Annotated in this window: 13 protein-coding genes; 8 read left to right on the forward strand and 5 right to left on the reverse strand. The window is 45.2% G+C overall.

The window, feature by feature from the left end:
• The first annotated feature begins 17 nt into the window (after positions 1–17).
• From ACLFKQ_RS16115 to ACLFKQ_RS16150, 8 genes are all read left to right on the forward strand, one after another.
• On the forward strand, positions 18–926 hold the full coding sequence (locus ACLFKQ_RS16115; protein ID WP_449000792.1) for an acyl-CoA desaturase: 909 nt from the start codon (positions 18–20) through the stop codon (positions 924–926).
• A gap of 323 nt (positions 927–1,249) precedes the next feature.
• Positions 1,250–1,573 (forward strand): acyl carrier protein, encoded by a 324-nt coding sequence (locus ACLFKQ_RS16120; protein ID WP_449000793.1) that lies wholly within the window; start codon positions 1,250–1,252, stop codon positions 1,571–1,573.
• Positions 1,574–1,627: 54 nt separating this feature from the next.
• Entirely contained in the window at positions 1,628–2,986 is a 1,359-nt protein-coding gene (locus ACLFKQ_RS16125; protein WP_449000794.1) for a hypothetical protein, read from the forward strand.
• 70 nt (positions 2,987–3,056) lie between these two features.
• On the forward strand, positions 3,057–9,596 hold the full coding sequence (locus ACLFKQ_RS16130; protein WP_449000795.1) for a type I polyketide synthase: 6,540 nt from the start codon (positions 3,057–3,059) through the stop codon (positions 9,594–9,596).
• A complete protein-coding gene (locus ACLFKQ_RS16135) occupies positions 9,593–13,588 on the forward strand; it encodes a beta-ketoacyl synthase N-terminal-like domain-containing protein (RefSeq protein ID WP_449000796.1) in 3,996 nt (1,331 codons plus the stop codon). Before ACLFKQ_RS16130 ends, ACLFKQ_RS16135 begins: the two co-directional genes overlap by 4 nt.
• 17 nt (positions 13,589–13,605) lie before the next feature.
• Positions 13,606–14,727: a type III polyketide synthase gene (locus ACLFKQ_RS16140; protein ID WP_449000797.1), complete on the forward strand. Its 1,122-nt coding sequence runs from the start codon at positions 13,606–13,608 to the stop codon at positions 14,725–14,727.
• Positions 14,728–14,862: 135 nt separating this feature from the next.
• Positions 14,863–15,555: a methyltransferase domain-containing protein gene (locus ACLFKQ_RS16145; protein ID WP_449000798.1), complete on the forward strand. Its 693-nt coding sequence runs from the start codon at positions 14,863–14,865 to the stop codon at positions 15,553–15,555.
• A 20-nt stretch (positions 15,556–15,575) separates the two neighbouring features.
• On the forward strand, positions 15,576–16,097 hold the full coding sequence (locus ACLFKQ_RS16150; RefSeq protein WP_449000799.1) for an isoprenylcysteine carboxyl methyltransferase family protein: 522 nt from the start codon (positions 15,576–15,578) through the stop codon (positions 16,095–16,097).
• A gap of 25 nt (positions 16,098–16,122) precedes the next feature.
• Here the strand turns inward: ACLFKQ_RS16150 and ACLFKQ_RS16155 are convergent, their stop codons facing one another.
• The 5 genes from ACLFKQ_RS16155 to ACLFKQ_RS16175 form a co-directional block, all read right to left on the reverse strand.
• Positions 16,123–17,943 (reverse strand): SBBP repeat-containing protein, encoded by a 1,821-nt coding sequence (locus ACLFKQ_RS16155; protein WP_449000800.1) that lies wholly within the window; start codon positions 17,941–17,943, stop codon positions 16,123–16,125.
• Between the two features lie 280 nt (positions 17,944–18,223).
• A complete protein-coding gene (locus tag ACLFKQ_RS16160) occupies positions 18,224–19,858 on the reverse strand; it encodes a cyclic peptide export ABC transporter (RefSeq protein ID WP_449000801.1) in 1,635 nt (544 codons plus the stop codon).
• A gap of 343 nt (positions 19,859–20,201) precedes the next feature.
• The gene (locus ACLFKQ_RS16165) at positions 20,202–21,332 is read right to left on the reverse strand and encodes a sulfotransferase family protein (RefSeq protein WP_449000802.1); all 1,131 of its coding nucleotides are present in this window, start codon (positions 21,330–21,332) and stop codon (positions 20,202–20,204) included.
• Positions 21,333–21,471: 139 nt separating this feature from the next.
• Entirely contained in the window at positions 21,472–22,638 is a 1,167-nt protein-coding gene (glf, locus tag ACLFKQ_RS16170; RefSeq protein WP_449000803.1) for a UDP-galactopyranose mutase, read from the reverse strand.
• Complete coding sequence (locus ACLFKQ_RS16175; RefSeq protein ID WP_449000804.1) at positions 22,639–23,814, reverse strand: MGDG synthase family glycosyltransferase; 1,176 nt, start codon at positions 23,812–23,814, stop codon at positions 22,639–22,641.
• Positions 23,815–23,860 lie beyond the last annotated feature (46 nt).

The raw sequence follows: 23,860 nt of genomic DNA on the forward strand, positions 1-23,860 counted from the left end.
TTTTTCTTGAGTAATTTATGATGAATATCACCATCAAGAGTAGATATTTACAAAACACTTACAAAAGGCTGAGCTTTTTTATTGTTATCATTCCTACCCTTGGTTTCATAGTCGGACTGGGATTACTCTGGCAGACGGGAATTAGTACCTGGGAAATAGCACTGCTAGTTTGTATGTATGGGTTAACCGCACTTGGACTCGAATTAGGTTTTCATCGCTATTTTTCCCATCGCGCTTTTGAGACAACCAATCTCATTCGGATTGCCTTAGCTATTTTAGGCTCTATGGCAGTTGGCGGAGGAGTCATTTATTGGGTAGCCCATCATCGACGTCACCATCAGTACGCCGACCAGCTCGGAGATCTTCATTCACCTCATTTATGGGGAAATGGAATTAAAGAGCAAGTACGGGGACTATGGCATGCTCACGTCGGTTGGATTTTACAAGGCGAAGTTACCAATTCCATGCTTTTTGCCAAAGATTTACTGCGCGATCCCATGATGACCAAGATCAATCGGCTACAACCAATCTGGGTAGTTTTGGGGTTAGTTATCCCAGCAGTTATGGGAGGAACGATAACTGGAACCTGGATGGGAGTCTTTAGAGGCTTTATCTGGGGGGGGCTAGTCCGAATTTTTCTAGTACATCAATTTATTTGGAGTACTAACTCCATCTGCCATTTCTATGGCAGTCGTCCCTTCGACACTGGCGATCGCAGTACTAACAATATCTGGCTCGCCATACCGACTTTCGGCCAGTCGTGGCATAACAACCATCACGCTTTTCCCAACTCGGCAATCGTCGGACTGGAGTGGTGGCAAATCGACCTCAGTACCTGGGTAATTCGGGTACTAGAAGCAGTAGGTTTGGTTTGGAAAGTCAAAGCTCCTAAAGCAGGCGCGATCGAAGCAAAAAAAATTGAGTAGTCGAGAGATTGTGGTTTTAGTCTTGCCTACTCGGTCGAGAAAGTTGGGAGTGAGTAATAGAGCGAGTAGTTCGTCTGCTTCTCAAACCTACGGCTTTGCCGATGGCATAAGATACTCCCAATTTCCACTACCTTATTTACTCTTTCAAAAACCTAAGTTCGGGTGGGAGCTGAAACACTGATGATTTCGTTGGCTAAAAATATTATTCCTTCGTAAACTCATGGGCTTAGATAGCCTATCCCGAACTGACTTACTTTTATTGCGGTCGCTTGAGAGAATTTAATTAACAAGCCGCATTAATACTAATCATAGAGGTTGAGAAAATGAAATTTCAAAGTTTTTCGAGTGCTAGCAAGCCCAAAGTTTCAGAAAAACAAACATTTACTACTGAAGACCACCTTGATAACCTGCCGACAACAGCAGAGATTCAAGCCTGGATGATTTCCTATCTTGCTCGACTGTTAGAAGTCGATTCAGATGATATCGATATTACCACTCCTTTCGATCGCTACGGTCTTGATTCCTCTGCAGCAGTTGGTATGACTGGAGATCTAGAAGATTGGCTAAAAATAGAATTAGAGCCAACCCTGATGTACGACTATCCCACCATTGAGGCTTTGACTCGATATTTGGTTGAGGAATTTTAAATATTGAACTATTTACGGTGAAAGCAAGATCGACATTTTTATTCTAAAAAAGACATGAGAGATACTATCAAAGCTTCAGCAACGAACCGCCCGTCTTCAACTGTCATTGAAAGACCCAGAAATAGACATTCTAAACTAATTGAAACTACTTATCTCAGCAATATTGTTTCTGACTACACCGAAAAAATAGAAAAACTAGACAAAAACTTCAAATATAGCGAGAATAGCAATTGCTATTGGAGCCAACCAGAACATTCTCTGCTGTATGGTACTCCAGTCTATGAGACTGCTTCTCCCTCTCAAAAAATAGCTTTAAATCACCTTCATTGGTTTACTAAATACAATTACACTGCCGAAACTGAAACCGAAACAGTTGCTTTTAATCAGATTACCTCTAGCGTTTTTAAAGCTATTGGAGGATACGATACGGTTTGTCAAGAATTAGATCTAGAAACGAAGCAGGAATATTCGCATATTCACGCCTTTCGCAAAATGGGGTTGATGACTGCGACGGCTCTAATCGGTAAAAAACCGCTGCAAAACCTGCAAAAAGCTCACTCATACAAAGCGAGTTTGGGAACAGATTCTTGGGCAACATCTCAATACTACGCCTTGCGCTTTTTAGCTAAAAATATGCTTAAAAGTCAAAGGCAATATTATTCTCAGTATCTAAGTCAGTTAGAAGCTCGAGAAAAGTTTGTAGTTACGACTCCTACTAAAGGAATTTTAGGGCGTGCGGTTTCTAGTTCCTGGCAAGGTTTCTTCACTTTTAATTGGGGAGGAGGTTCGCCTTTTTTGGCTTGCCAATACTATGCCGCACGCATGATGGGGAACATCTTACTCAAGGGTATGGAATACCCACTGGTTAAGTATTTTCGGAAACTAGAAAAACACGGCGAATTTATTCCAGTTCCGACCGCAGTCTCTTATTACCATCATTTAGATGAAGCCTATCACACGACAATATCTAAGGTTTTATCCAAGGAAATGTACAAAGATTTTTCCAAGCCGACGGCATATGAAAAATTTATAGCTAATATGTCAATCTACATGGTGCAACAAGCTAGCTTTAGTGGAATTTCTGGTGTTTTCCCCCATCGTTATCTGTCAGACGATCTCTTTTTGATGACTTTTATCTACGAAGTGTTACAGTCACCTGTATTTGGAATGTCATCACGAGAAGCACTACATTGGATGAATCAGTGCTTTTGTAGCGAACATCAGGGTTTTCATCTAGCAATTGAGAACCACCGGCGGCTACTTGCAGATTTTCTCCGCTTTTTCGAAGATTTTGACTATCTGTGGTCGGTAAACCGAAAAATGCGCCTCATGGCTTTAGGAGCCGACATCAATCGAGCCATTCAGAATAATATCAAAACCTTTAAGCAGTTTTCTAAGCTTACCATCGGCTAATCGTAAAGATCGCTCGGCTCGCTCGTATGACCAAAAATTTTGTAAAGTACATCTATTAAGTAGGTTTGGCATGGAATCCATAGCAATTATCGGTCTTGGTTGTCGTTTTCCCCGTACTCAGAACCCAGAAGAATTCTGGCATCTGTTAAGTAATGGGGTTGATGCCATCACTGAAATTCCCCCTCAAAGATGGAACGTTAACGCTTACTACGATCCACAGCCAGGCAAACCAGGAAAAATGACTACTCAGTGGGGGGGATTTTTGGAACAGGTCGATCGTTTTGAGCCTAGCTTTTTTGAGATTTCCCCTCGAGAAGCCGAGCAGATGGATCCCCAACAAAGATTAGTCTTAGAGGTAGCCTGGGAAGCTCTAGAAAATGCCGGCATCGTTCGAGCCGATCTTGCTGGTAGTCAGACTGGTGTGTTTATCGGTCTCAGCAATATAGATTACCACAGGATGCTCTACAGAGATTATGCCTGTCTTAATGCTTATAGTGGCACGGGTACCGGTCCCAGTATTGCTGCCAACCGTTTATCTTATTTGCTAGATTTGCGGGGACCGAGTATGACAATCGATACCGCTTGCTCTTCTTCTTTGGTAGCCGTACACTTAGGTTGCCAGAGTTTGCTACAAGGCGAATCGAGTCTCTGTCTTGTCGGAGGAGTAAATTTGATGCTCTCCCCCGAGCCTAGTATTACCTTTTCTCAGGCTCAAATGATGGCAGCCGACGGTCGCTGCAAGACTTTTGACGCTGCTGCCGATGGATATGTTCGAGGAGAAGGTTGCGGCATAGTCGTGCTCAAGCGTCTCTCCGAGGCTCTTCAGGATGGAGACAACATTCAAGCCATTATTAGAGGTTCCGCAGTTAACCAAGATGGTACTAGCCACGGGCTGACCGCTCCCAATGGACCAGCTCAAGAAAAGGTTATTCGTCAAGCTCTTAAAAATGCTGGTGTAGCGCCAGCACAAATTAGTTACATCGAAGCCCATGGTACGGGTACTCCTTTAGGAGACCCAATTGAAGTCAGAGCACTTAAGTCCGTACTGATGAAAGAACGTGAGCCAGATCAGCCCTGTTGGCTGGGCTCGGTCAAGACAAATATCGGACATTTAGAAGCAGCAGCAGGCATCGCAGGTTTGATTAAGGTGGTTTTACAGCTACAACATCGAGAGATTGCTCCTCACCTACACTTAAAACAGCTCAATCCTTATATTTCTCTTGAAGGAACTCCCCTCTCAATCCCTCTCGAACCTCAATCTTGGAATGTTACCACACAAACCCGCTTAGCTGGAGTGAGTGCTTTTAGCTTTGGCGGCACTAATTGTCACGTAATCATCGAAGAAGCTCCCGTGGCTACTTTGATAGCTCCCGAGTTTGAACGCCCCAAGCATATGTTTACCTTCTCAGCTAAAAGTGAGACAGCTTTAGTAGAATTGGCACAAAAGTATCAAGATTTCTTAGAGTCCCATCAGGAAATAGCGCTCGCCGATATCTGCTTCAGTGCCAATACGGGAAGAGAGCATTTCGAACATCGCCTGAGCATAGTGTCCGAATCTAGCTTAGAGTTGGGTAAGCAACTAACAGCTTTGATGGCTGGGAAAGAAACACCCCAATTAGTCCAAGGTAGAGTACGCAGCCGTAAACCCCCAAAAATCGCCTTGATGTTTAGCGGACAGGGGTCGCAATACGTAGGTATGGGAAGACAACTCTACGAGACCCAACCCACCTTTCGAGCCAGTCTCGAGCGCTGCGAGGAAATTCTGCGTCCCTATCTCGATGTCTCCCTACTAGAAATACTCTACTCCAACAGCGACAATTCCCGATTAGACCAAACCGCCTACACCCAACCCGCCCTATTTGCCCTCGAATATGCCCTCTACCAGTTATGGCAATCTTGGGGGATTGAAGCCGATGTAGTCATGGGTCACAGTGTCGGAGAATATGTCGCCGCCACAGTCGCAGGAGTGTTTAGTTTAGAAGAGGGCTTAACACTAATCGCCCATCGGGGAAGATTGATGCAACAATTACCCTCTGGGGGGATGATGCTAGCAGTGATGGCCTCAGAAGCCCAAATCGAGCCACTGATACCCCCCTACCAAGATAAAGTAGCCATCGCCGCAGTTAACGGACCTCAAAGCGTAGTAATTTCCGGTGCGGCAGCAGCGATTGAGACGCTGAGGGACAAGTTAGAAGCAGCAGGCATCAAGACCAAACAACTACAAGTATCCCATGGCTTCCACTCTCCACTGATGGAACCAATGTTAGCGGAGTTCGCAGCCCTAGCCAATCGAGTAACCTACCAGCAACCTCGGATTCCATTGCTCTCAAATGTAACGGGAATTAGAGAAGACGAGCGTCTGACCAGAGCAAGCTACTGGGTAAATCATGTCAGACAACCGGTGCAGTTTGCCCGCAGTATGGAGACTTTGCACCAAGAAGGTTACCAAGTCTTCCTCGAAATTGGACCCAAGCCAATTTTATTATCTATGGGGCAACAGTGCATCGAGTCAGAGCGATCGCTCTGGCTGCCTTCGTTGCGTTCTGGTGGCTCGGACTGGCAACAACTGCTGTCTAGTTTAGCTCAGTTATACCGGCGAGGGGTGAAAGTTGACTGGAGAGGATTCGACCGAGATTATCCCCGGCGCCAGCTAGCATTGCCTACTTATCCCTTCCAACGTCAGCGTTACTGGGTAGAAACCGCCGAACCACAGTCTCATCAAACCCAATCTAGCTCGACTAACGGAGCTCGAAGTAGTGCTGTTCATCCCCTGCTCGGTCGACGGCTGTATTTAGCCGACTCGAACCAAATCCAATTCGAGAGCCAGCTGAGTAGAGAGCAGACTGGATATTTAGCCGACCATCAGCTCTACCAAACCGCCATCGTCCCAGCCAGCGCCTATCTCGAAATTGCCTTAGCCGCAGGAAAACAGATTTGGGGAACTGAAAACTTAGTTCTCGAACGGGTCAACCTTCAACAGGCATTGGCACTACCAGAATCATCAGTCACCACCATCCAGACGATTCTCACTCCCAAAACTGCCACCAGTTATTCATTCGGGATCTACAGCCTCGACCTCAAGTCGGGTAACTCAGAGCCTAGTTGGATAACTCACGCCTCGGGCAAAATTGCCGTAGCTGAAGAAGAAGAAACTCCCCAAATCGATTTAGAGAGTGTACCACTAGAGTATGCCGAATCCATCTCTCCAGAGAGCTACTACCAAAAATTGCGAGCACGAGGCATGGAATATGGCACCAGTTTCCAAGCCATTAGCCGGTTGTCCCAGCAGCCTGGTACTGCCGCCCTGGGACAAATTCAGTTACCGCCCCACCTAGAATTAGACTCAGCAGCATACCAACTGCACCCAGTCTTACTCGATGCCAGCTTTCAGGTACTAGGAGCACTCTTCTTAGATAAGCCAGGAGAAGATGCTTATCTGCCAGTGAAGCTCAAACGATTGAGACGATACCGTTCTCAGAGTTCCCGCCTCTGGAGTCAAGTATCCCTCAGCCCGATTAATGGTCACCAGCAGCAGCATTTAACTGCCCAAGTGCGACTACTAGACGCAACGGGAAATCTCGTCGTCTCAATCGAAGGTTTGTCTCTGCGACGGGTCAGTCGAGCTGCCCTCAAGCGAATCCTGCCACCAGCAGAGTCCAAAGCACAAGACGCGAACGATTGGCTCTATGAAATTGCCTGGCAACCCCAAACTCACCACTCCCAGCCAGCAGCAACAACCCAACCAAGTACCTGGCTGTTGTTTGCCGATGGGGGAGGAATCGCCGCTCGAGTTGCTCGACAACTCCAAGAACGAGGAGATTACCCCCTCTTAGTTACTCGAGGCACTAATTATCAGCAGCAAGACGAAACCAATTATCAACTCAATCCCGAGCGACCAGAAGATATTCGACAGCTACTAGACCAATGCCGCCAACAGCGACCGCCCCTCAAGGGGATCGTTCACCTGTGGAGCTTAGACCACCCCAGCAGCACCGAGTTATCCCTCGCCGACTTACAACCAGCGCAAAACAACAGCTGTGGCAGCATCTTACATCTGGTGCAAGCCCTAACTAACACCAACTGGTCTCAGTTACCTCGTCTGTGGCTAGTCACTGCCGGAGCGCAACTGCTCGACACCGACCGAGTGCCAGTTGGGCTCTCACAAACACCATTGTGGGGCTTGGGACGCACCATTAGTTTAGAGCATCCCGAGCTTAACTGTACCTGCCTCGACCTCGACCCAGCAGAGCCGAGCGGTCAGCTTCAAGCTTTAGTTGAGGAGTTGTATTCGAGGGATGCTGAAAACCAAATTGCCTATCGTCAGCAGGTGCGTCATGTCGCCCGACTAGTCAGAACCCAGTTTCGAGAACATCCCCAGCAGGGAGAAGCGGTGCGAGTCAAGATATCTCCCCCGGGAATCTTGGAAAACTTGAGACTCGAGCCGCTACAACGACGTCCACCAGCACCAGGAGAAGTGGAAATTCAAGTACGGGCTACCGGACTTAACTTTAGAGATGTACTCAACGCTTTAGGGATGCTCCAAGAATATAGCTCCGAATTGGGTCTCGACTCGACTACCGATTTACCCTTCGGCGGAGAATGTGCCGGAGTCATCGTAGCAGTAGGAGAAGGAGTCAGCCACTTGAGCATTGGTGATGAAGTCATCGCCGCCCTGGCGATTGGTAGTCTTAGCAGCTTTGTCACCGTCAAGGCCGACATGGTGGTACCCAAGCCAGCGCAATTGAGCTTTGAAGCGGCAGCTACGATCCCCACTACCTTTTTAACGGCATACTACGGATTACACCATCGGGCAAAAATTCAGTCGGGAGAGCGAGTCTTAATTCATGCCGCTGCCGGCGGTGTCGGACAGGCAGCAGTACAACTGGCACGACAAGCAGGAGCGGAAGTTTTCGCCACCGCCAGTCCAGCTAAATGGGACTACCTCAAGTCTCTGGGCATCACCCGGGTGATGAACTCCCGCAGCTTAGATTTCGCCGACGAAGTGATGACGATGACCGAAGGGCAGGGTGTGGACATCGTACTCAACAGTTTCAATGGCGAATTTATCCCCAAAAGCTTGCAAGCTTTAGCTCGGGAAGGGCGATTGATTGAAATTGGTAAAATCGGCATTTGGTCTGAAGGTCAAGTAAGCGCCACTAGACCCGATGTTGACTACATTCCCTTCGATCTCTTAGAAATTGCCCAGCAAGACCCCGGCTTAATCAGACAAATGTTGAGGGAGCTGATGTCACAATTGCGGTCAGGAAGCTTGCAACCACTGCCCCATCGAGTCTTTCCTCTGGGGCGAGTGGTGGATGCTTTCCGCTATCTGGCCGGAGCCAAACACATTGGCAAAGTGATAGTTTCACTGCCCGCTGCTACCAGCTCGGAGCCGCCTCAGTTACTGCCCGAGAACAGCTATCTGATTACTGGTGGACTGGGAGCTTTAGGATTGACCGTCGCTCGCTGGATGGTCGAGCGAGGAGCGCGGCATTTAGTCCTGAGCGGACGGAGCGAACCCTCCACCGCAGCGCGGCAAACACTCACAGAATTAGAAGCCTTGGGCGCTAAGCTCCTCACCGTCCCCGCCGATGTTTCACAGCCAGAAGATGTCACCAGACTGCTAGCTCGGGTTGATAGTTGGGGTCCACCCCTGCGAGGGCTAGTTCACGCCGCCGGAGTCCTCGATGATGGAGTACTGCAGCAACTCGATTGGCAACGCTTTACCCGAGTGATGGCGCCCAAGGTGGCCGGAGCCTGGAATTTACATCAGTTGACCCGCTCGTTACCCTTAGACTTTTTTGTCTGTTTCTCTTCAGTAGCTTCCCTGCTGGGTTCCCCGGGTCAGGGTAACTATGGGGCGGCCAATGCTTTCCTCGATGGTTTAGCTGGTTATCGTCACCGCTTGGGGTTGCCAGGTTTGACGATTAACTGGGGACCTTGGGCTCATTTGGGTATGGCCGCTCGCGGTCAGTCCGGTCGCTTCTCTGCTAGCGGGCTCGAGCCGATAGCTGCCGAGAGAGCTTTGCAGGTATTGGGGCAGTTACTCGGGCAACAGCGACCGCAAGTAGGGGTGATGGCGATTGACTGGTCACAATTTTTAGCACAGTTACCATCGGCAATGGTTTCGCCGTTTTTGGAGTTGGTTGGAGAGGACTCCGAGCCGTCTTCTCAGCAGACACCAGAGTTAGTGCAACAATTACACCAGGCACCACAGGAGCAGCAGTGGCAGTTGTTGCAAGCCCAGGTTCGAGAGCAACTGGCTACAGTTCTCGGTTTGAATTCTCCTGAAGCAATAAATTTAGAGCAGGGTTTCGCGGAGCTAGGAATGGACTCATTGATGGCTGTAGAATTTAGAAACCGACTCCAATCGAGCCTAGGATGTTCTATTCCCTCCACATTGGCTTTTGACTATCCCACAGTGGAAGCACTGGTGAATTATCTAGCAGGAGAACTGCTTTCCCTCGAACCAGACCCAAGCTTTACTGAAGAGTCACCAACTATAGAGGAGTTTGAATTAACAACCAACATGGAAGAACTATCTAACGATGAAATTGCCGTCCTACTTGCCAGAGAATTAACTGCCATTGAGGAGGAGAAAGTTCGATGAGCGAGAATGCAGCAGAGACAAACTATCAAACTTTAATGAAAAAGGCACTGCTTGAGTTAAAGGAAATGAGAGCCGAACTCAGTGCTTTGAACTATGCCAAAACCGAACCAATTGCGATTGTTGGAGTGGGCTGTAGATTTCCAGGAGGAGCCGATAATCCAGAGGCTTTCTGGCAGTTGTTGCACGATGGAGTAAATACAATCGCGGAAGTTCCTTCAGACCGATGGGACATTGATATGTATTATGACCCCAATCCAGATACTCCAGGAAAAATGCATACCCGCTACGGCGGATTTGTCAATCAGTTGCGGGAGTTCGATGCTCAGTTCTTTGGGCTCTCTCCTCGAGAAGCTATCAGTCTCGATCCTCAGCAGCGTTTATTGTTAGAAGTTAGTTGGGAAGCTCTAGAAAATGCCGGGCTAGCGAGCGAGCGACTAGCAGGCAGTTCCACGGGAGTATTCATCGGCATTTGTAGCAATGATTACTCCCAACGCTTGCTGACTAGAAAGCCAACTGAGATTGATGCTTATGTAGGTACTGGTAATTGTCATAGTGTGGCGGCAGGACGTTTGTCTTACCTCTTAGGGTTCACTGGTCCGAGCCTAGCAGTAGATACAGCCTGTTCCTCATCATTGGTAGCAGTTCATTTAGCGATCGCCAGTTTGCGTAATGGAGAGAGTGACTTAGCTTTGGCTGGAGGGGTAAACCTGCTTCTCGCCCCAGAAGTGTCGATTAATTTCTCGAAAGCCCGGATGCTATCATCAGATGGTCGCTGCAAGACTTTTGATGCCAGAGCAGACGGCTATGTGCGAGGAGAAGGTTGTGGTGTCGTAGTTCTCAAACGTTTGTCAGATGCTGTAAACGACGGCGATAATATCTTAGCTCTGATTCGCGGCTCGGCAGTCAATCAGGATGGTCGTAGCAGTGGTTTGACCGTACCTAATGGACCCTCTCAGCAAGTGGTGATTCGTCAAGCTTTGAAAAATGCTGGAGTAGAACCAGCCGAAGTCAGCTATATCGAAGCTCACGGCACCGGCACAGCTCTAGGCGATCCCATTGAAGTCGGAGCTTTAGCAGGTGTTTTTGCTAATAACCATTCCACTGAAGAACCGCTGAAGATTGGCTCGATCAAAACTAATATCGGGCATTTAGAAGGAGCGGCTGGCATAGCAAGTTCGATCAAAGTAGTGCTTTCCTTACAACACGAGGAAATTCCGCCACATTTGCACTTCCAAGAGCCCAATCCTTATATCGATTGGGACGACTTACCATTATCAGTGCCAACCGAGCCGATACCTTGGACTGCCGGAGTAAAGAGGCGAATTGCAGGAGTCAGTTCTTTTGGGTTTAGCGGTACCAACGCCCATGTAGTTTTAGAAGAAGCACCGCCAACCCAACTGGCGCAAGCTGAATTGGAACGCCCAATACATCTACTGACCCTATCTGCGAAAACAGAAACTGCACTGTTGGAGTTAACTCAACGCTACCAAAGTTACTTAGCCGCAGATTCCAGTTTAACCCTGGCAGAGGTCTGCCATACCGCCAATTGCGGGCGATCGCATTTTGCTCATCGATTGGGTGTATTGGCTGGCTCGACTGCCGAAGTAGCGCAAAAACTAGCTGCCTACAGTTCTGGACAAGAAGCTCCAGGAGTTTTTTGGGAACGAGTGCGGGAAACTCAGCCCAAAATCGCCTTTCTCTTTACCGGACAGGGGTCACAGTATGTGGGAATGGGACGAGAACTCTACGAAACACAACCTAGCTTCCGAGCCACCCTCGAGCAGTGCGATAAAATACTGCGTCCCTATCTCGATGTTCCTCTACTAGAAATACTCTACTCCAACAGCAACAATTCCCGATTAGACCAGACCGCCTACACCCAACCCGCCCTATTTGCCCTCGAATATGCTCTGTGTCAATTATGGTTCTCTTGGGGCATTCGTCCCAGCGCCGTCATGGGTCATAGCGTGGGCGAATATGTCGCTGCCTGCATCGCCGGAGTCTTCAGCCTCGAAGAAGGGCTGAGGTTAATTGCCCAGCGAGGACGGTTGATGCAAGCTCTACCTCAAACTGGTGCTATGGTTGCCCTGTTTGCTAATGAAGAACGAGTTAGAGCAGCGATTAAACCCTACGCCGGAACAGTTGCCATTGCTGCGATTAACGGCAGCCAAAATGTGGTTATTTCTGGAAAGGCTGAGGCGGTGACCGCAGTTACTGTCTCCCTAGCAGCAGAGGGAATCGAGTCGAGAAAGTTAAGAGTCTCTCATGCTTTCCATTCTCCGCTGATGGAGCCGATGCTGTCAGAGTTCGAGCAAGTTGCTAAGGAAATCGACTATTCTGCACCGCGAATCTCTCTAATCTCCAATCTGAGCGGACGAGAGGTAAGAACAGAAGTAGCCAGTGCCCGCTATTGGTGTCGTCATCTGCTCGAGCCAGTCCAGTTTGCTGCCGGAATCGGCGAGCTAGAACGACAGGGGTACGATCTGTTTGTGGAAATCGGAGCCAAGCCGACATTAGTCTCGATGGGTCGTCAGTGTCTGGCAGCAGGAGAGAGTAATGGTACTCAAGCCCGACAGTGGCTGCCGAGTCTGCGTCCAAGGGCTGGTGATTGGGAACAATTGCTGTCTAGTTTAGCTCGGTTATACCTGCGGGGAGTCAAAGTGGACTGGAGGGGATTCGACCGAGATTATCCGCGCCGCAAACTAGCATTGCCCACTTATCCCTTCCAGCGTCAGCGTTATTGGTTTGAGTCTGCCGAGGGTGACCAGCGACAAGCAGAATCGAATCAGTCTATACGACTAAATGAAAAATTTTCCCCTCTCGGTGCTGCTGACTCAGAGATAGAGTGGAGCCAAAAGCGCGATGAGCTTTTGAGTGCTAATCCAGAAAAACGCCGACCTTTATTAGAAAGTTACTTTAGCCAGCTCCTCGGTCAAGTGATGGGACTTTCTGCCTCGGAACTAGACTGGCAGCAGCGTCTTTCCGATCTAGGTCTCGATTCTTTAATGGCAACCGAGCTGAGAAAACGGCTTGAGGACAACTTAGGTATTGAAGTTCCGGTAGAGTTTCTCGCCGAGCTGAGGATCGAACAGTTCATCACTCAGGTTCTTTTTCTAATCGAGCAGCAATCTTCATCAAAATTACCGTCCCCAGTCAATAGCACTACTAATTCTCAAAGTTTTGTCACCAATGGTGAGAGTGCGATCGGCTCTGTCAGTACCCACAGCCCAATTAGTACTCCAGCTAATTCGTGGATCGTCTGCTCCCGACCAAATCCTCAAGCCCATCTTCGTCTATTTTGCTTTCCCTATGCTGGAGCGGGGATTTCCTGTTTCCGCACCTGGACTGAGTCTCTGCCATCAGAAATAGAAATTTGCTCGATTCAGTTACCAGGAAGGGAAAATCGCAGAATGGAAGCTCCTTTAACAAGGATGAAACCAATAATTGACACTCTTGCCACACTCATTCAATCCTATTTAGATAAACCCTTTGCCTTTTTCGGTCATAGTATGGGAGCTTTGCTGAGCTTCGAACTAGCGCGCGAACTGCGGCGGCGAAATTGCCAAAACCCAGTTCGCTTACTAGTTTCTGGTAGCCGTGCTCCCCAACTGCCAGACCCCGAACCGCCCATTCATCGCCTATCTGAAGCTAGGTTTATGGAAAAGCTCAAGCGTCTCCAGGGCATACCAGAGGAGGTGCTAGAAAACTCAGAACTCATGCAGCTATTTCTTCCTGCTTTACGTGCTGACTTCGAGCTGTTAGAAACTTACTTTTATCTTGACGAGAAACCCTTGAACTTTCCCATTACTGCTTTTGGTGGTTTAGAAGATAACAAAGTTAGCCTAGAAGAACTTGCTGCCTGGCGCGAACAAACCGATAGTGAGTTTAACCTACAAATGTTTTCTGGCGACCATTTCTTCTTACATACTGCCTGCCGCAAGCTGCTGCCCGCTCTAGCTCAACAGATGCAAAAACTTTTGATTCTTAGCTAAACACCAGACAAAACATTATGGCTTTTATTGTTGCTACATCTACCGGCTTTCCTCCCCACTATTACCCACAGGAGGTGCTATCTACAGCTCTGCAAAAGTACTTTCTGGCTATGGAACTAAATTTCGATCTCAATACTATCGATCGCTTTTTTACCAATAGCGCGATCGACGGTCGTTACTTTGCCTTTCCTCTAGATTCGTTTTACGAGCCGCCTGGATTTGGAACTATAGCTAATGCGGCGATTAAAACTAGCGTCGAGCTTCTGGAGGAAACTGTAGGTAGATTATTAGAGCAAGCAGGACTAGAGCCACAGCAAGTTTCACAGCTGACCTCAGTCACTTTAACTCCGGCAGTTCCTTCACTGGATATCCGATTGATCAACCAGATTCCCTTCACTCCCAATGTGAAGAGAATGCCTTTATGCGGAGTGGGTTGTATGGGTGGAGCTTTTGGGTTGGCCAGAAGCGCAGAATATCTCAAGTGCCGTCCTACAGAAGCCTCAGTCTTATTTGCGATCGAGCTTTCTTCATGTCTTTGGCAAGGCTCGCTACAACGGGATTTATACTCTCTGATCCAGCAATTGCCCGAAGATCCATCTCAATATACTAATATTATCATGGCGATCGTTACTGCGGCTTTGTTTGGTGATGGCTCGGCAGCAGTATTAATGGTCGGTAGCGAACATCCTTTAGCCCAGCCAGGACAGCCTCGAATCATCGACAGCCGCTCGATTATGCTGCCCAACACCGTTCCCCTGATGGGTATGGATTTAGTCGATACGGGTACGAGGAATATTCTCAGACCTGAAGTAGCCGACCATGTCAAAATTGGACTGCGAAAGTTAATCGATCCATTTTTAGACGAATACGATCTGTCCCTAGATAAAATCGCTCGCTGGATCGTACATCCAGGTGGTCCGAAAATCATTCAAGCCATAGAAGACGAGTTTGGACTACCTCCTGAAGCACTGCAAGCAAGTCGCGATGCCCTAGCCAAAATTGGCAATATTTCTTCTCCTACAGTACTCTACATTCTCGACCGAACTCTAGAGGGCGAACAGCCGCCTCCAGGTTCTTATGGCTTATTATTGGCTATGGGACCTGGCTTCTCTCAAGAAGTAATTTTGTTGCAATGGTAAATTTTGCCCGAGATGATGCCAAAATTAGCTAAACAATCAATGCTTTGATATTTATTACCGGACTTGGTAGTTTGGTGCCATTTAAGTCGCTCGCATTGTAAACAATTATCGTGCCATGCTGTTATGCTTTGTTTTTTGAATCAAAGAGCAACCCAGTTACGAGAACTAGCTGATGCTCCCGATTGTAGCGAAGAGATACTCTATAATACCTATACCCAATTTAAAATTCTCAATTTACTCTTTTCACACTGGCGAAGCATATACGAGCTTTATATCAGACCTCTGCTAGAACGGGAAAATAGAACGTTGACTTTACTAGATATTGGTTGTGGAGGGGGTGATGTAACTCTAAAAATAGCTGAATGGGCAGCAGCAGATAATTTATCATTAGATATCACTGCTATAGATACAGACATCAGAGCGATTAATTTTGTCAAAAACTTGAGTAATCCTCACCATGTCAAGTTTCAGCACGCTTCGACCAAAGATCTACTATCTTCAAATAGATCTTTCGATTTAATCATTTCTAACCACTTAATTCATCATCTCAACCCCAGTGAATTAAAAGAGATTATGAGCGACGTAGAGCATTTGGCAAACAAGTTAGTTATTTTCAATGATGTCGAGCGTTCCGATACTTTATATTTTGCTTTCAGTCTGCTTAGTTTACTTACAAAACCATTTTTTCCCAGTTCTTTTATTTGGATAGATGGTCCGCGATCGATTAGACGAAGCTATACTAGTTCGGAATTAATAGCAATCGCTGGCGATCGCTGGCGAGTAAAACGCCTATTGTTCTCTCGACTGTTACTCATTTACTCTCAGTAAAATTTTAATTCTAGTTGACGATGTTGACTCAAGGTTTTTTTTATATCATTATTGCCGCTGTTATCTTACAGCGATTATTCGAACTGCGCTTGAGCCAGCGCAATGAAGCATATCTTTTGGCGCTAGGAGCCCGGAAACATAGTGATAATTTTCTTGGCATGGTCAAAGTTCTACAGGTAAGCTGGTGGCTCGCAATGCTTGTAGAAGTATGGTGGCTCGATCGCCCCTTTATTCCTACTTTGGCTATCTTGGGGTTACTAGCGATAGTCACGGGTCAAATTTTACGCTACTTGTCTATGCGGGCTTTGGAATACCGTTGGACTCTGCCGATTATCACAATTCCTGGGATGCCTAAAGTCGAAAACGGAATATATCGTTATTTGCGACACCCTAATTGGCTGGGAGTTATGCTGGAAATTGCTGGTTTGCCCTTGATTCACAGTGCTTATCTAACGGCAACTATTTTTAGTCTGGCTAATGCATTTTTGCTCCATAAACGCATACAAACCGAAGAGTTAGCTTTTACTCGAAACTTTAATTAGTACCAATTAACTAAATGAACGCTGACTACAATTCACCTCCAACATCCAACGATGGCTCCATACTACTGCCAGAAAAGTCTTTTAGGTTGCCCGAATTAATATCTAGTTTGGCTACCCAGGCATCCACCGAGCCAGCATTAGTATCGCCCAAAGAGCCTTCTGTAAATCCGGTTACATAGAGATTGCCAAAGCGATCGGCGCTCACATCCGTGGCATAGTCTAGTTCGGAGGTACCAAACTGTTCGAGCCAGAGTTGGTTACCCTCACTGTCATACTTAGCTACCCAGGCATCGTATGCACCGGCATTATCCCCACCTAAATTGCGATTAGTATATCCAACCGTAAAGATATTGTCACTTGAGTCGATTTCCATGCCGCCAACAAAAGAGCCATCATCTCCACTAGTACCAAATTGTTCGACCCATAAGCGATCGCCTTGGCTGTTATACTTAGCTATCCAGGTATCATAAGAGCCCGCATTGATTCCTCCTAAGTCTCCTTTCGTCCATCCGGTAGCATAGATATTGCCCTGACTGTCAGTTTCTGCTCCCCAGGGAAATTCATCTTCCGAACTTCCAAACTGTTCGAGCCACTGTCGATTGCCATCATTGTCATATTTAACCAGCCAGAGATCGTAACCACCGGCATTAGCTCCTCCTAAATCTCCTACAGTCCATCCAGTAGCATAGACATTGCCATCGCGATCGATAGTAACGTCGTAAGCTTCGTCGAATGCCGTCGGAGTGCCAAACTCTCGAAACCACTGTCGGTTGCCATTACTGTCGTATTTGGTCACCCAAGAATCATCTTGAACGGGAAATTCTGCTCCTTCTTCGTTTTGCTTAACAGTTACTCCAGACAAGTAAACATTACCCTCCCCGTCAATATCAATGCCAAATGGAGTATTAATCAGATCGCTTCCAAACTGTCGAATCCATAGCCGATTGCCCTGGCTATCATATTTAGCTAACCAGGCATCAGTATTATTTGCTTGCTTGGTTTCTGCTAAATTACCTCCAGTAATTCCTGTCAAGTATAAGTTGCCGTCCTTATCGGTAACGATCCTAGTGGCTAATTCTGAACTAGAAGTGCCAAATTGTTCGAGCCACGCCCGATCCCCTTGGCTATTATACTTTGCTAGCCAGGCATCAGAAGCCCCGGCATTGGTTCCTTCCAGATCGCCGCTGGTTTGTCCTACTAAATAAACATTACTCTCAGAATCGGCGACCGAACTAATAGAGACATCAATCCCGGCAGTTCCCAGTTGCTGCGTTTTCTCTAGGACTGGTCCTTTCGGTGGAGTGTCGCCCTCAAACTCGAAAGAGTCGCTTTCAAGTTTCAAATCGGAAACTAAATAAAAAAAAGCGATTGGCTCGGGAATAATTCCCTGCTTCCCAAAAAGGGCTGTGCCTATTGGTGTTTCCAGTAGTTGGTAGTCTTGAGGTTCGCCGTATAGTGCAATGCTATCCTGAGTCAATTGAAAATCAAAAATTAAAGCTAAGTCATTAAAACCGCTATTGACATAGTAAGGCTGTTGCCAATCACCCAAAATAAATCTATCTTTCCCATTCTTTGGTAAAGGATCTTCGATAGTTGGAAATATTACTGATAATATCGATGTGGGAGCAAGCTCTGTATCACCAAAAAAAAGATCGAGTTTTTGACTTTCGAATTCATCAGCAGCAGGATTAAAAGCAACCAGAGTATCGTTTCCATCACGACCCAGAAGAATTTGATTGTTCGGTCCTCCGGGAACGAGGTCGCTGCCTGGTGTTAATGTTTGAATATCAAAGAAAGTGTCGAATAAAGGCAAAAGAATTGCTAATACTCGGTCTAGAATAGCCATTTTGGTTTAATTGTCTCCTAATAAAAATTTCATGGAGCTGAGGCTCAAAGTTATTGCTCTAAAACCATTCAATTGAGTGGCATAATAATTCAATTTGCTAAATTTAAACCCCGTCTACTTTGAAACCCGTAGTGTCTTATTTTTCTACCTTTGGGTCATCGGTACATCGCCAATCAACGACGGTGCCTGCGATGACCGCATTCCGTAGTAGTATTTTCATGCCTAAATTGCTCCTTTAAGTTATTTGGGTTTGAATGCAAGAAAATCTTCTGCATTTGATTTACTTAATGTAGAGGCATTTGTTATCTATCACCTTGCCGTATTCCAGCTTCACAATTCGGTCTGCCAGACTAAAATATCGGTCATCGTGGCTAATTGCCAGGACGGTTTTGCCTCTACTCTTTAGCTCAGGCAGTAGTTGAGTGTAAAAAATTTTTTTAAACAGCGGATCTTGATCTGATGCCCACTCATCGAACAAGTAGATCGGACGGTCTTCTAGATAGGCATTCAGCAAAGCGAGACGCTTACGCTGCCCTTGGGAAAGAGCAGTAGAAGAAAACACGCCATCTTTGACCTGAACCTTATGATCGAGTTGCAGTTTGACCAGATAGTCTTTTATCCGAGCGTCGAGATCGAGGTTGTCAATACCCAGTAAACGCTCAAAAAGATAGAAGTCAGCAAAGACTACCGAAAATTGCTGGCGATACCACTCCCGATTATGGCGATCGATCCGCTGACCATCTAGATAAATTTGTCCAGTTTCAGGGGTATAGAGACCCGCCAGCAGCTTAGCGAGAGTAGACTTGCCACTACCATTACCGCCCACGATAAAAACTAGTTCTCCAGGATGAAAGACTAAGTCAATCGGACCAAAGGTGAAATCAGCGTCGCCTCGTTCCTGATAATAAGTATGGGTCACGCCAACAAGTGCTAAGTAACTCGATGAATCTTGGAACTTAATCAGGGAAGTCGAGACCTTCTTACCAGCATAGGTTGCCAGGGATAAACCTAAGGACTCAATCTTTTGCAGAGCAATGGTAGCTTTGCTTAATCGCGGTAGCATAGCCATAATGTGTTCCAAGGGACTAATTAAATAAATAATAGTCAAGGCATAACCCGATAGAATTGGAACATCGATCCCTCGAAGCGCAGGCAGGACAAAAATCAGCAAGCCAATGGCGACAAAAAATAAAACCTGACCCCAACTAGCTGCAGCAGCAAAAACAGTATTGCCGAGAATGTTATGTCGTCGATAGGATAGAGCAGTAGTCTGAAGTTCTTCTAAGAGAAATGATTGGCGTCGCTGAGGATGGAGCTTGAGTTCCTTAACTCCTTCGGTGAGAGCGCGAAAGTGATGAAACAGCCTATCCTCTTGCTCTCGTGCCAACTTCAGTAAAAACCAAGCTTTTCTCATTGGTAATTGATAGGTGCATATTCCTATGACCAAAAAGGTAAAGCCTAACAAAAATACAGTTGGGGAGAGCCAGAATAGATAGACCAAGCAGCCGATCGCGATCGCGATATTAACTGAGAAAAAGGGAATAATCAGAGATGTATCAGAGATGACTTGGACATCCTCACTCAGGACTGCTAGAAGGCGATAAGCACCGATCTCTTCTAATTTACGTAAGGGAGAGGCAAGAATTTGACGGCTCAGTAGCATCCGCAAGTTGAGAATCGCATTTTGTGCCAGACGGATTAAGAGGACTTGAGAAGCTAGGCTAGTAACGAGTCGCAGCAGACAGAGACTGGCAAAGAACCAAATTAGGGTAGCCGCTGAAGGTTTATTCTGAGTTAACATGGTGTTAATTAGGGCGACCAGACCAGCAGCACTAGCACCGCTGAGAATGCCGGTTAACACAGCGAGAGTAAGGTGAAGAGGAGAATGACGTAAGAGAAAGCGGATCAGGTTCATTACTAAACTGTTAGTTTGTTTTAATCGAGAATTGCATAGTCGAACTTAGTAGTTTTCTTTTCTAGAATTTTGCAGCTTAAAGAAGTAAAGTTTTAAAGGTTTTTGATCCTACCTGAATCCTTACACTGATACTAAATCCCGTTCGTATAAGTGACTTTTAAAAAGCTTCCTAAATCCACCAATTCTGGAAACTTAAAGAACGGCGATTGTGACCTAGATCGATTGGATTTAGTATGACTTGAGAGTTGATAAAGATGTTCTTATTGAGCAATCCTAGACCCCAAACTGTATTGTAGGCAGACCTGATTGAGCAGAGCGCGGATACAGCGAGCTAGATCCGGATCTATAAAATATTAATTCCTACTTTTGGTCGTAAGTTATTAGGAACATCATATTTCCATTTTTCTATCGTAGACTTCCAGTTTTGTTCGATTTTCTCTTTGGTTTTATCATCTAACATATATTCATTCTTTTTATATTTTTTCTGAGTCTCAATATACTTTCTAAAATGCTCTTGTGCTTCCTGAAAACCCGGAAGATTGAGTGCGCAATACACTTTCTCAAGTTCTTCCAAAGGATTAGCTTCAAAATCTTCAAATTTGATTTCTACATAATTTTGCGATGGAATTAGTTGTTTTTCTTTAAAAAACTTTTGCATCATTTTTGTATAAAACAAAAAAATATTCCTTTCTATTTCATTGATATTTACGTCTTGAAAGCTGTACTCTGACAAGGTCGATAAATACATTTTTTTAGTAGACAAATAAACATAATAAGGATTTCTATAAATATGAATGAATTTTGCATCAGGAAATATTTCTAGTAATAATCTAATTTTACCCATATTTTCAGGAGTTTTAAGGAGCATTTTTTTTCCATACATGCAAAATGAAGCTTTTTTTAATACTTTTACATATTGATTTTTCCAGTGATTTATGTTTTTTTGTGAAATTTCATCGAGCAAGACATATTTTGTAAATATTTCGACCATATTCTTGGGAAAATGAAATAAGTGAAACGCAGAATAAAATGAAATATTTGACATAGCAAACTGTTCTTCTTGTGGATCGTAAATAGACAGAGTTACATTATCCATCTCTCTTGTTTTAGGCAGAAATATTTTTAATATTAATTTCAGGAGTTTTTCATTTACCAAAAAATGGTTTGGAGCTACACACTGAAGTAATGATACCCATCCAAAATTTTTATCTTGGCTCATTAAGTTATGCAGATATGTTGTTCCACTTCTGGGATGTCCAATAATAAATATTGGAGACTCCTTGATTTGAATATTCTCAATCTTTTTGCCAAATCTGATATTCTCATAAATTAACATTGGAATACTCAAAAAACTGAGCAATGAAACAGACAAAGCTCTCAAGAGATAATTTCTATCAATACCTCCATTTTTCCAGAGGAGCTTTATCCAATTTGTAAATGAGCCACCAGACAATCGATGTAATTTTATCATCATAGGTCGATCCTTACTTTTTTCTAAAATAAATGACGTAAACTCGTTCAATTTTCCTAGAGTGACAAAAGAGAGCTAATTAAAAACCTTTGTTTAGGATAAAATGATGTTTCCATACTTCTGAAAGTTGATAATTAGCAAGTTAAACGTGAATTAACTTTTCTCGCCCGCTTCGATCTTTCTGGCTTGAATTCGCTGTCTTTTTTTCAAATACACCAAGTGCTCGAAGCACTGCGTGATCCATGTCGTAATACTTATAATCAGCAAGTCGACCAGTAAATAATACTGTACCGTTAAGGTTTTCCACTTCTTTAAGATAAAGGTTCAGGCGATCGCGATTTTCTTTATTCAAAATAGGATAATAAGGATCGTTTTTTCCCGGTAGATAAGCTTGGGGATATTCCATAACTAAGGTAGTTTTAGGAGAATTTTGTCCTGACAAATACTTCTGTTCGGTGATACGAGTAATATCGTAGTCATTGGGGTAGTTGACTGTACCCACTTCTTGATAGTATTCGCGATCTAAAGTCTCAAACTCAAAACGAATACTGCGATAGGGCAATTCTCCATACATGTAGTCGAAGAAGGTATCAATTGGTCCGGTGTAAATTAGCCGATTAAACTTAACATCCTTAATAATCTCCCGATAATCCGTGTTTAGTAAGAGCTTAATGTTGGGATGAGCCAGCATTCGCCGGAACATTTGCGTGTAGCCAAGCTTGGGCATAGCCTGGTAGGGGTCTTGAAAGTAACGGTTATCCCTACTGATATAAATCGGTACGCGTCCAGTAACCCCTGGGTCTAGTTCCTCCGGTTTTACACCCCATTGCTTCATCGTGTAGCGAAGAAAAATATTTTCATAGATGTAATCGGCTAGAAACCTTAAATCTCCAATGGCACTCTCACGCAGTTTTAAAATAGGTACCTTTACACCAAAACCAAAATTTTCTAGCAGTAAATTCTCGAGCTTTTCTGCATATTTTGGCGGAAACAGAGCATAAAGGGAATTGAGATTAAAAGGAATGGGAACTTTTTTTCCTTCTACTACTCCCAATACGTGATGATGGTAAAGTCTCCATTCTGTAAATTGGGAGAGGTAATTCCAGACTTTTTTAGATTTAGTATGAAAGATATGCGGTCCGTATTTATGCACTAAAATGCCATGTTCGTTGTAATAATCGTAGGCATTGCCACCGATATGGTCTCGCCGTTCTACAATTAGCACTCGCTGTCCTAACTGAGTTGCGATTCGTTCGGCTATTACACAACCTGAGTATCCTGCCCCTACGATTAGCCAATCAAATATCATTTATTTCACTCCGGTGATTTCTCCAACTTGAATTAGTTTTTGGTCGGCTTTCAAATCGGAGTTTGTCAAAATGTTTTCCAAAATATCCACGACTTCAAATACAGCCTGATTGTGATAATTTTCAACACGAGTTTTATAACCGGGAAAATTTTCAGGAGCGATTAGCTCGGCAACAGCTCGGTCAATCTCACGAAAATTAGCGACCACAATGCCCAATTGATTATCTGCCAGCCAATCAGCAGTAGCCCTTTCTTGAAACAAAGTCGTGGTATGATTGCACTCAGTAATCACTGGCAATTTTCTGGCTACAGCCTCGCTAACGCCAACACTGCCTGGTTTGCCAATAAAGAAATCGCACAAATCCATATAGTAAGAAATTTGTTTGGTAAATCCTTCAACATACTTAGGAAAGCGAGTTTGCCTATTTTGCAAATCTTTTGCTAGTCGGTCATTTCTACCGCAGATACATATGAGTTGGAGTTTCAAGGATGAGCGCTCTAAACGTTCGGCAATCTCGAGCATTTCCTTCGAGCCATGACTGCCAAAAATGACTAAGCCGGTGGGTAAATCGGGATCTAGTCCCAGTCGTTGCCTTTCAACCTGCCGATTCACTGTCACTGGCTCCTCAAAGCAAGGGTGAATAACTACTCCTGATGTCCGGAAAATTCTCTCGTCTGGATACCCGAAATCTTGGGCTTGCTTGACTGCTCGTTCCGAAGGACAAATGAGCAATTGCTCTTGGGGTTCTATCCAGTAGCTGGGAGGACAATCGGCAAAATCTGTTATAAAAGTGACAAAAGGAGTCTCTGGCGACTCCGCTAATACACTCTCATACAGCACTCGGTTGACTAATGGTATTAAAGAAAGAACGAGATCTGGTTTATGCCCGCGCCAATACTGTTGCAGGCGTTTTCGCCAAGCTCGATGACGAAGGCGAATTTCTAGCTTAAATAGGGGCACTGATAAGGGGTCGTTAATTAATTTTGCCCACTTTTTTGTCAAGACCCAATTGTTGTAGATAAACTGAGGTCTAGTGGTATCAAAAACTTCTTTAAAAACTTCGATTATTTGAATTTCCCAAGGTAATTTTCGCTGTTCGATTACTTCTTTTAAGGCATTAGCAGTGCTGCGATGGCCTGCTCCCATATCATAAATAGTGAAATATATTTTTTTCATTTAATTAAATCTCCCGCGTGAGGCTTTTATACTCTTTTTGCCTTAA

The sequence above is a fragment of the Myxosarcina sp. GI1(2024) genome, from assembly GCF_053543375.1.

Coding starts and splice junctions, on each gene's coding strand:
- ACLFKQ_RS16165 (WP_449000802.1), bottom strand. CDS start 21,332: ATGATGATAAAATTACATCGATTGTCTGGTGGCTCATTTACAAATTGG.
- ACLFKQ_RS16160 (WP_449000801.1), bottom strand. CDS start 19,858: ATGAACCTGATCCGCTTTCTCTTACGTCATTCTCCTCTTCACCTTACT.
- ACLFKQ_RS16175 (WP_449000804.1), bottom strand. CDS start 23,814: ATGAAAAAAATATATTTCACTATTTATGATATGGGAGCAGGCCATCGC.
- ACLFKQ_RS16135 (WP_449000796.1), top strand. CDS start 9,593: ATGAGCGAGAATGCAGCAGAGACAAACTATCAAACTTTAATGAAAAAG.
- ACLFKQ_RS16115 (WP_449000792.1), top strand. CDS start 18: ATGATGAATATCACCATCAAGAGTAGATATTTACAAAACACTTACAAA.
- ACLFKQ_RS16150 (WP_449000799.1), top strand. CDS start 15,576: ATGTTGACTCAAGGTTTTTTTTATATCATTATTGCCGCTGTTATCTTA.
- ACLFKQ_RS16120 (WP_449000793.1), top strand. CDS start 1,250: ATGAAATTTCAAAGTTTTTCGAGTGCTAGCAAGCCCAAAGTTTCAGAA.
- ACLFKQ_RS16125 (WP_449000794.1), top strand. CDS start 1,628: ATGAGAGATACTATCAAAGCTTCAGCAACGAACCGCCCGTCTTCAACT.
- ACLFKQ_RS16140 (WP_449000797.1), top strand. CDS start 13,606: ATGGCTTTTATTGTTGCTACATCTACCGGCTTTCCTCCCCACTATTAC.
- ACLFKQ_RS16155 (WP_449000800.1), bottom strand. CDS start 17,943: ATGGCTATTCTAGACCGAGTATTAGCAATTCTTTTGCCTTTATTCGAC.
- ACLFKQ_RS16130 (WP_449000795.1), top strand. CDS start 3,057: ATGGAATCCATAGCAATTATCGGTCTTGGTTGTCGTTTTCCCCGTACT.
- glf (WP_449000803.1), bottom strand. CDS start 22,638: ATGATATTTGATTGGCTAATCGTAGGGGCAGGATACTCAGGTTGTGTA.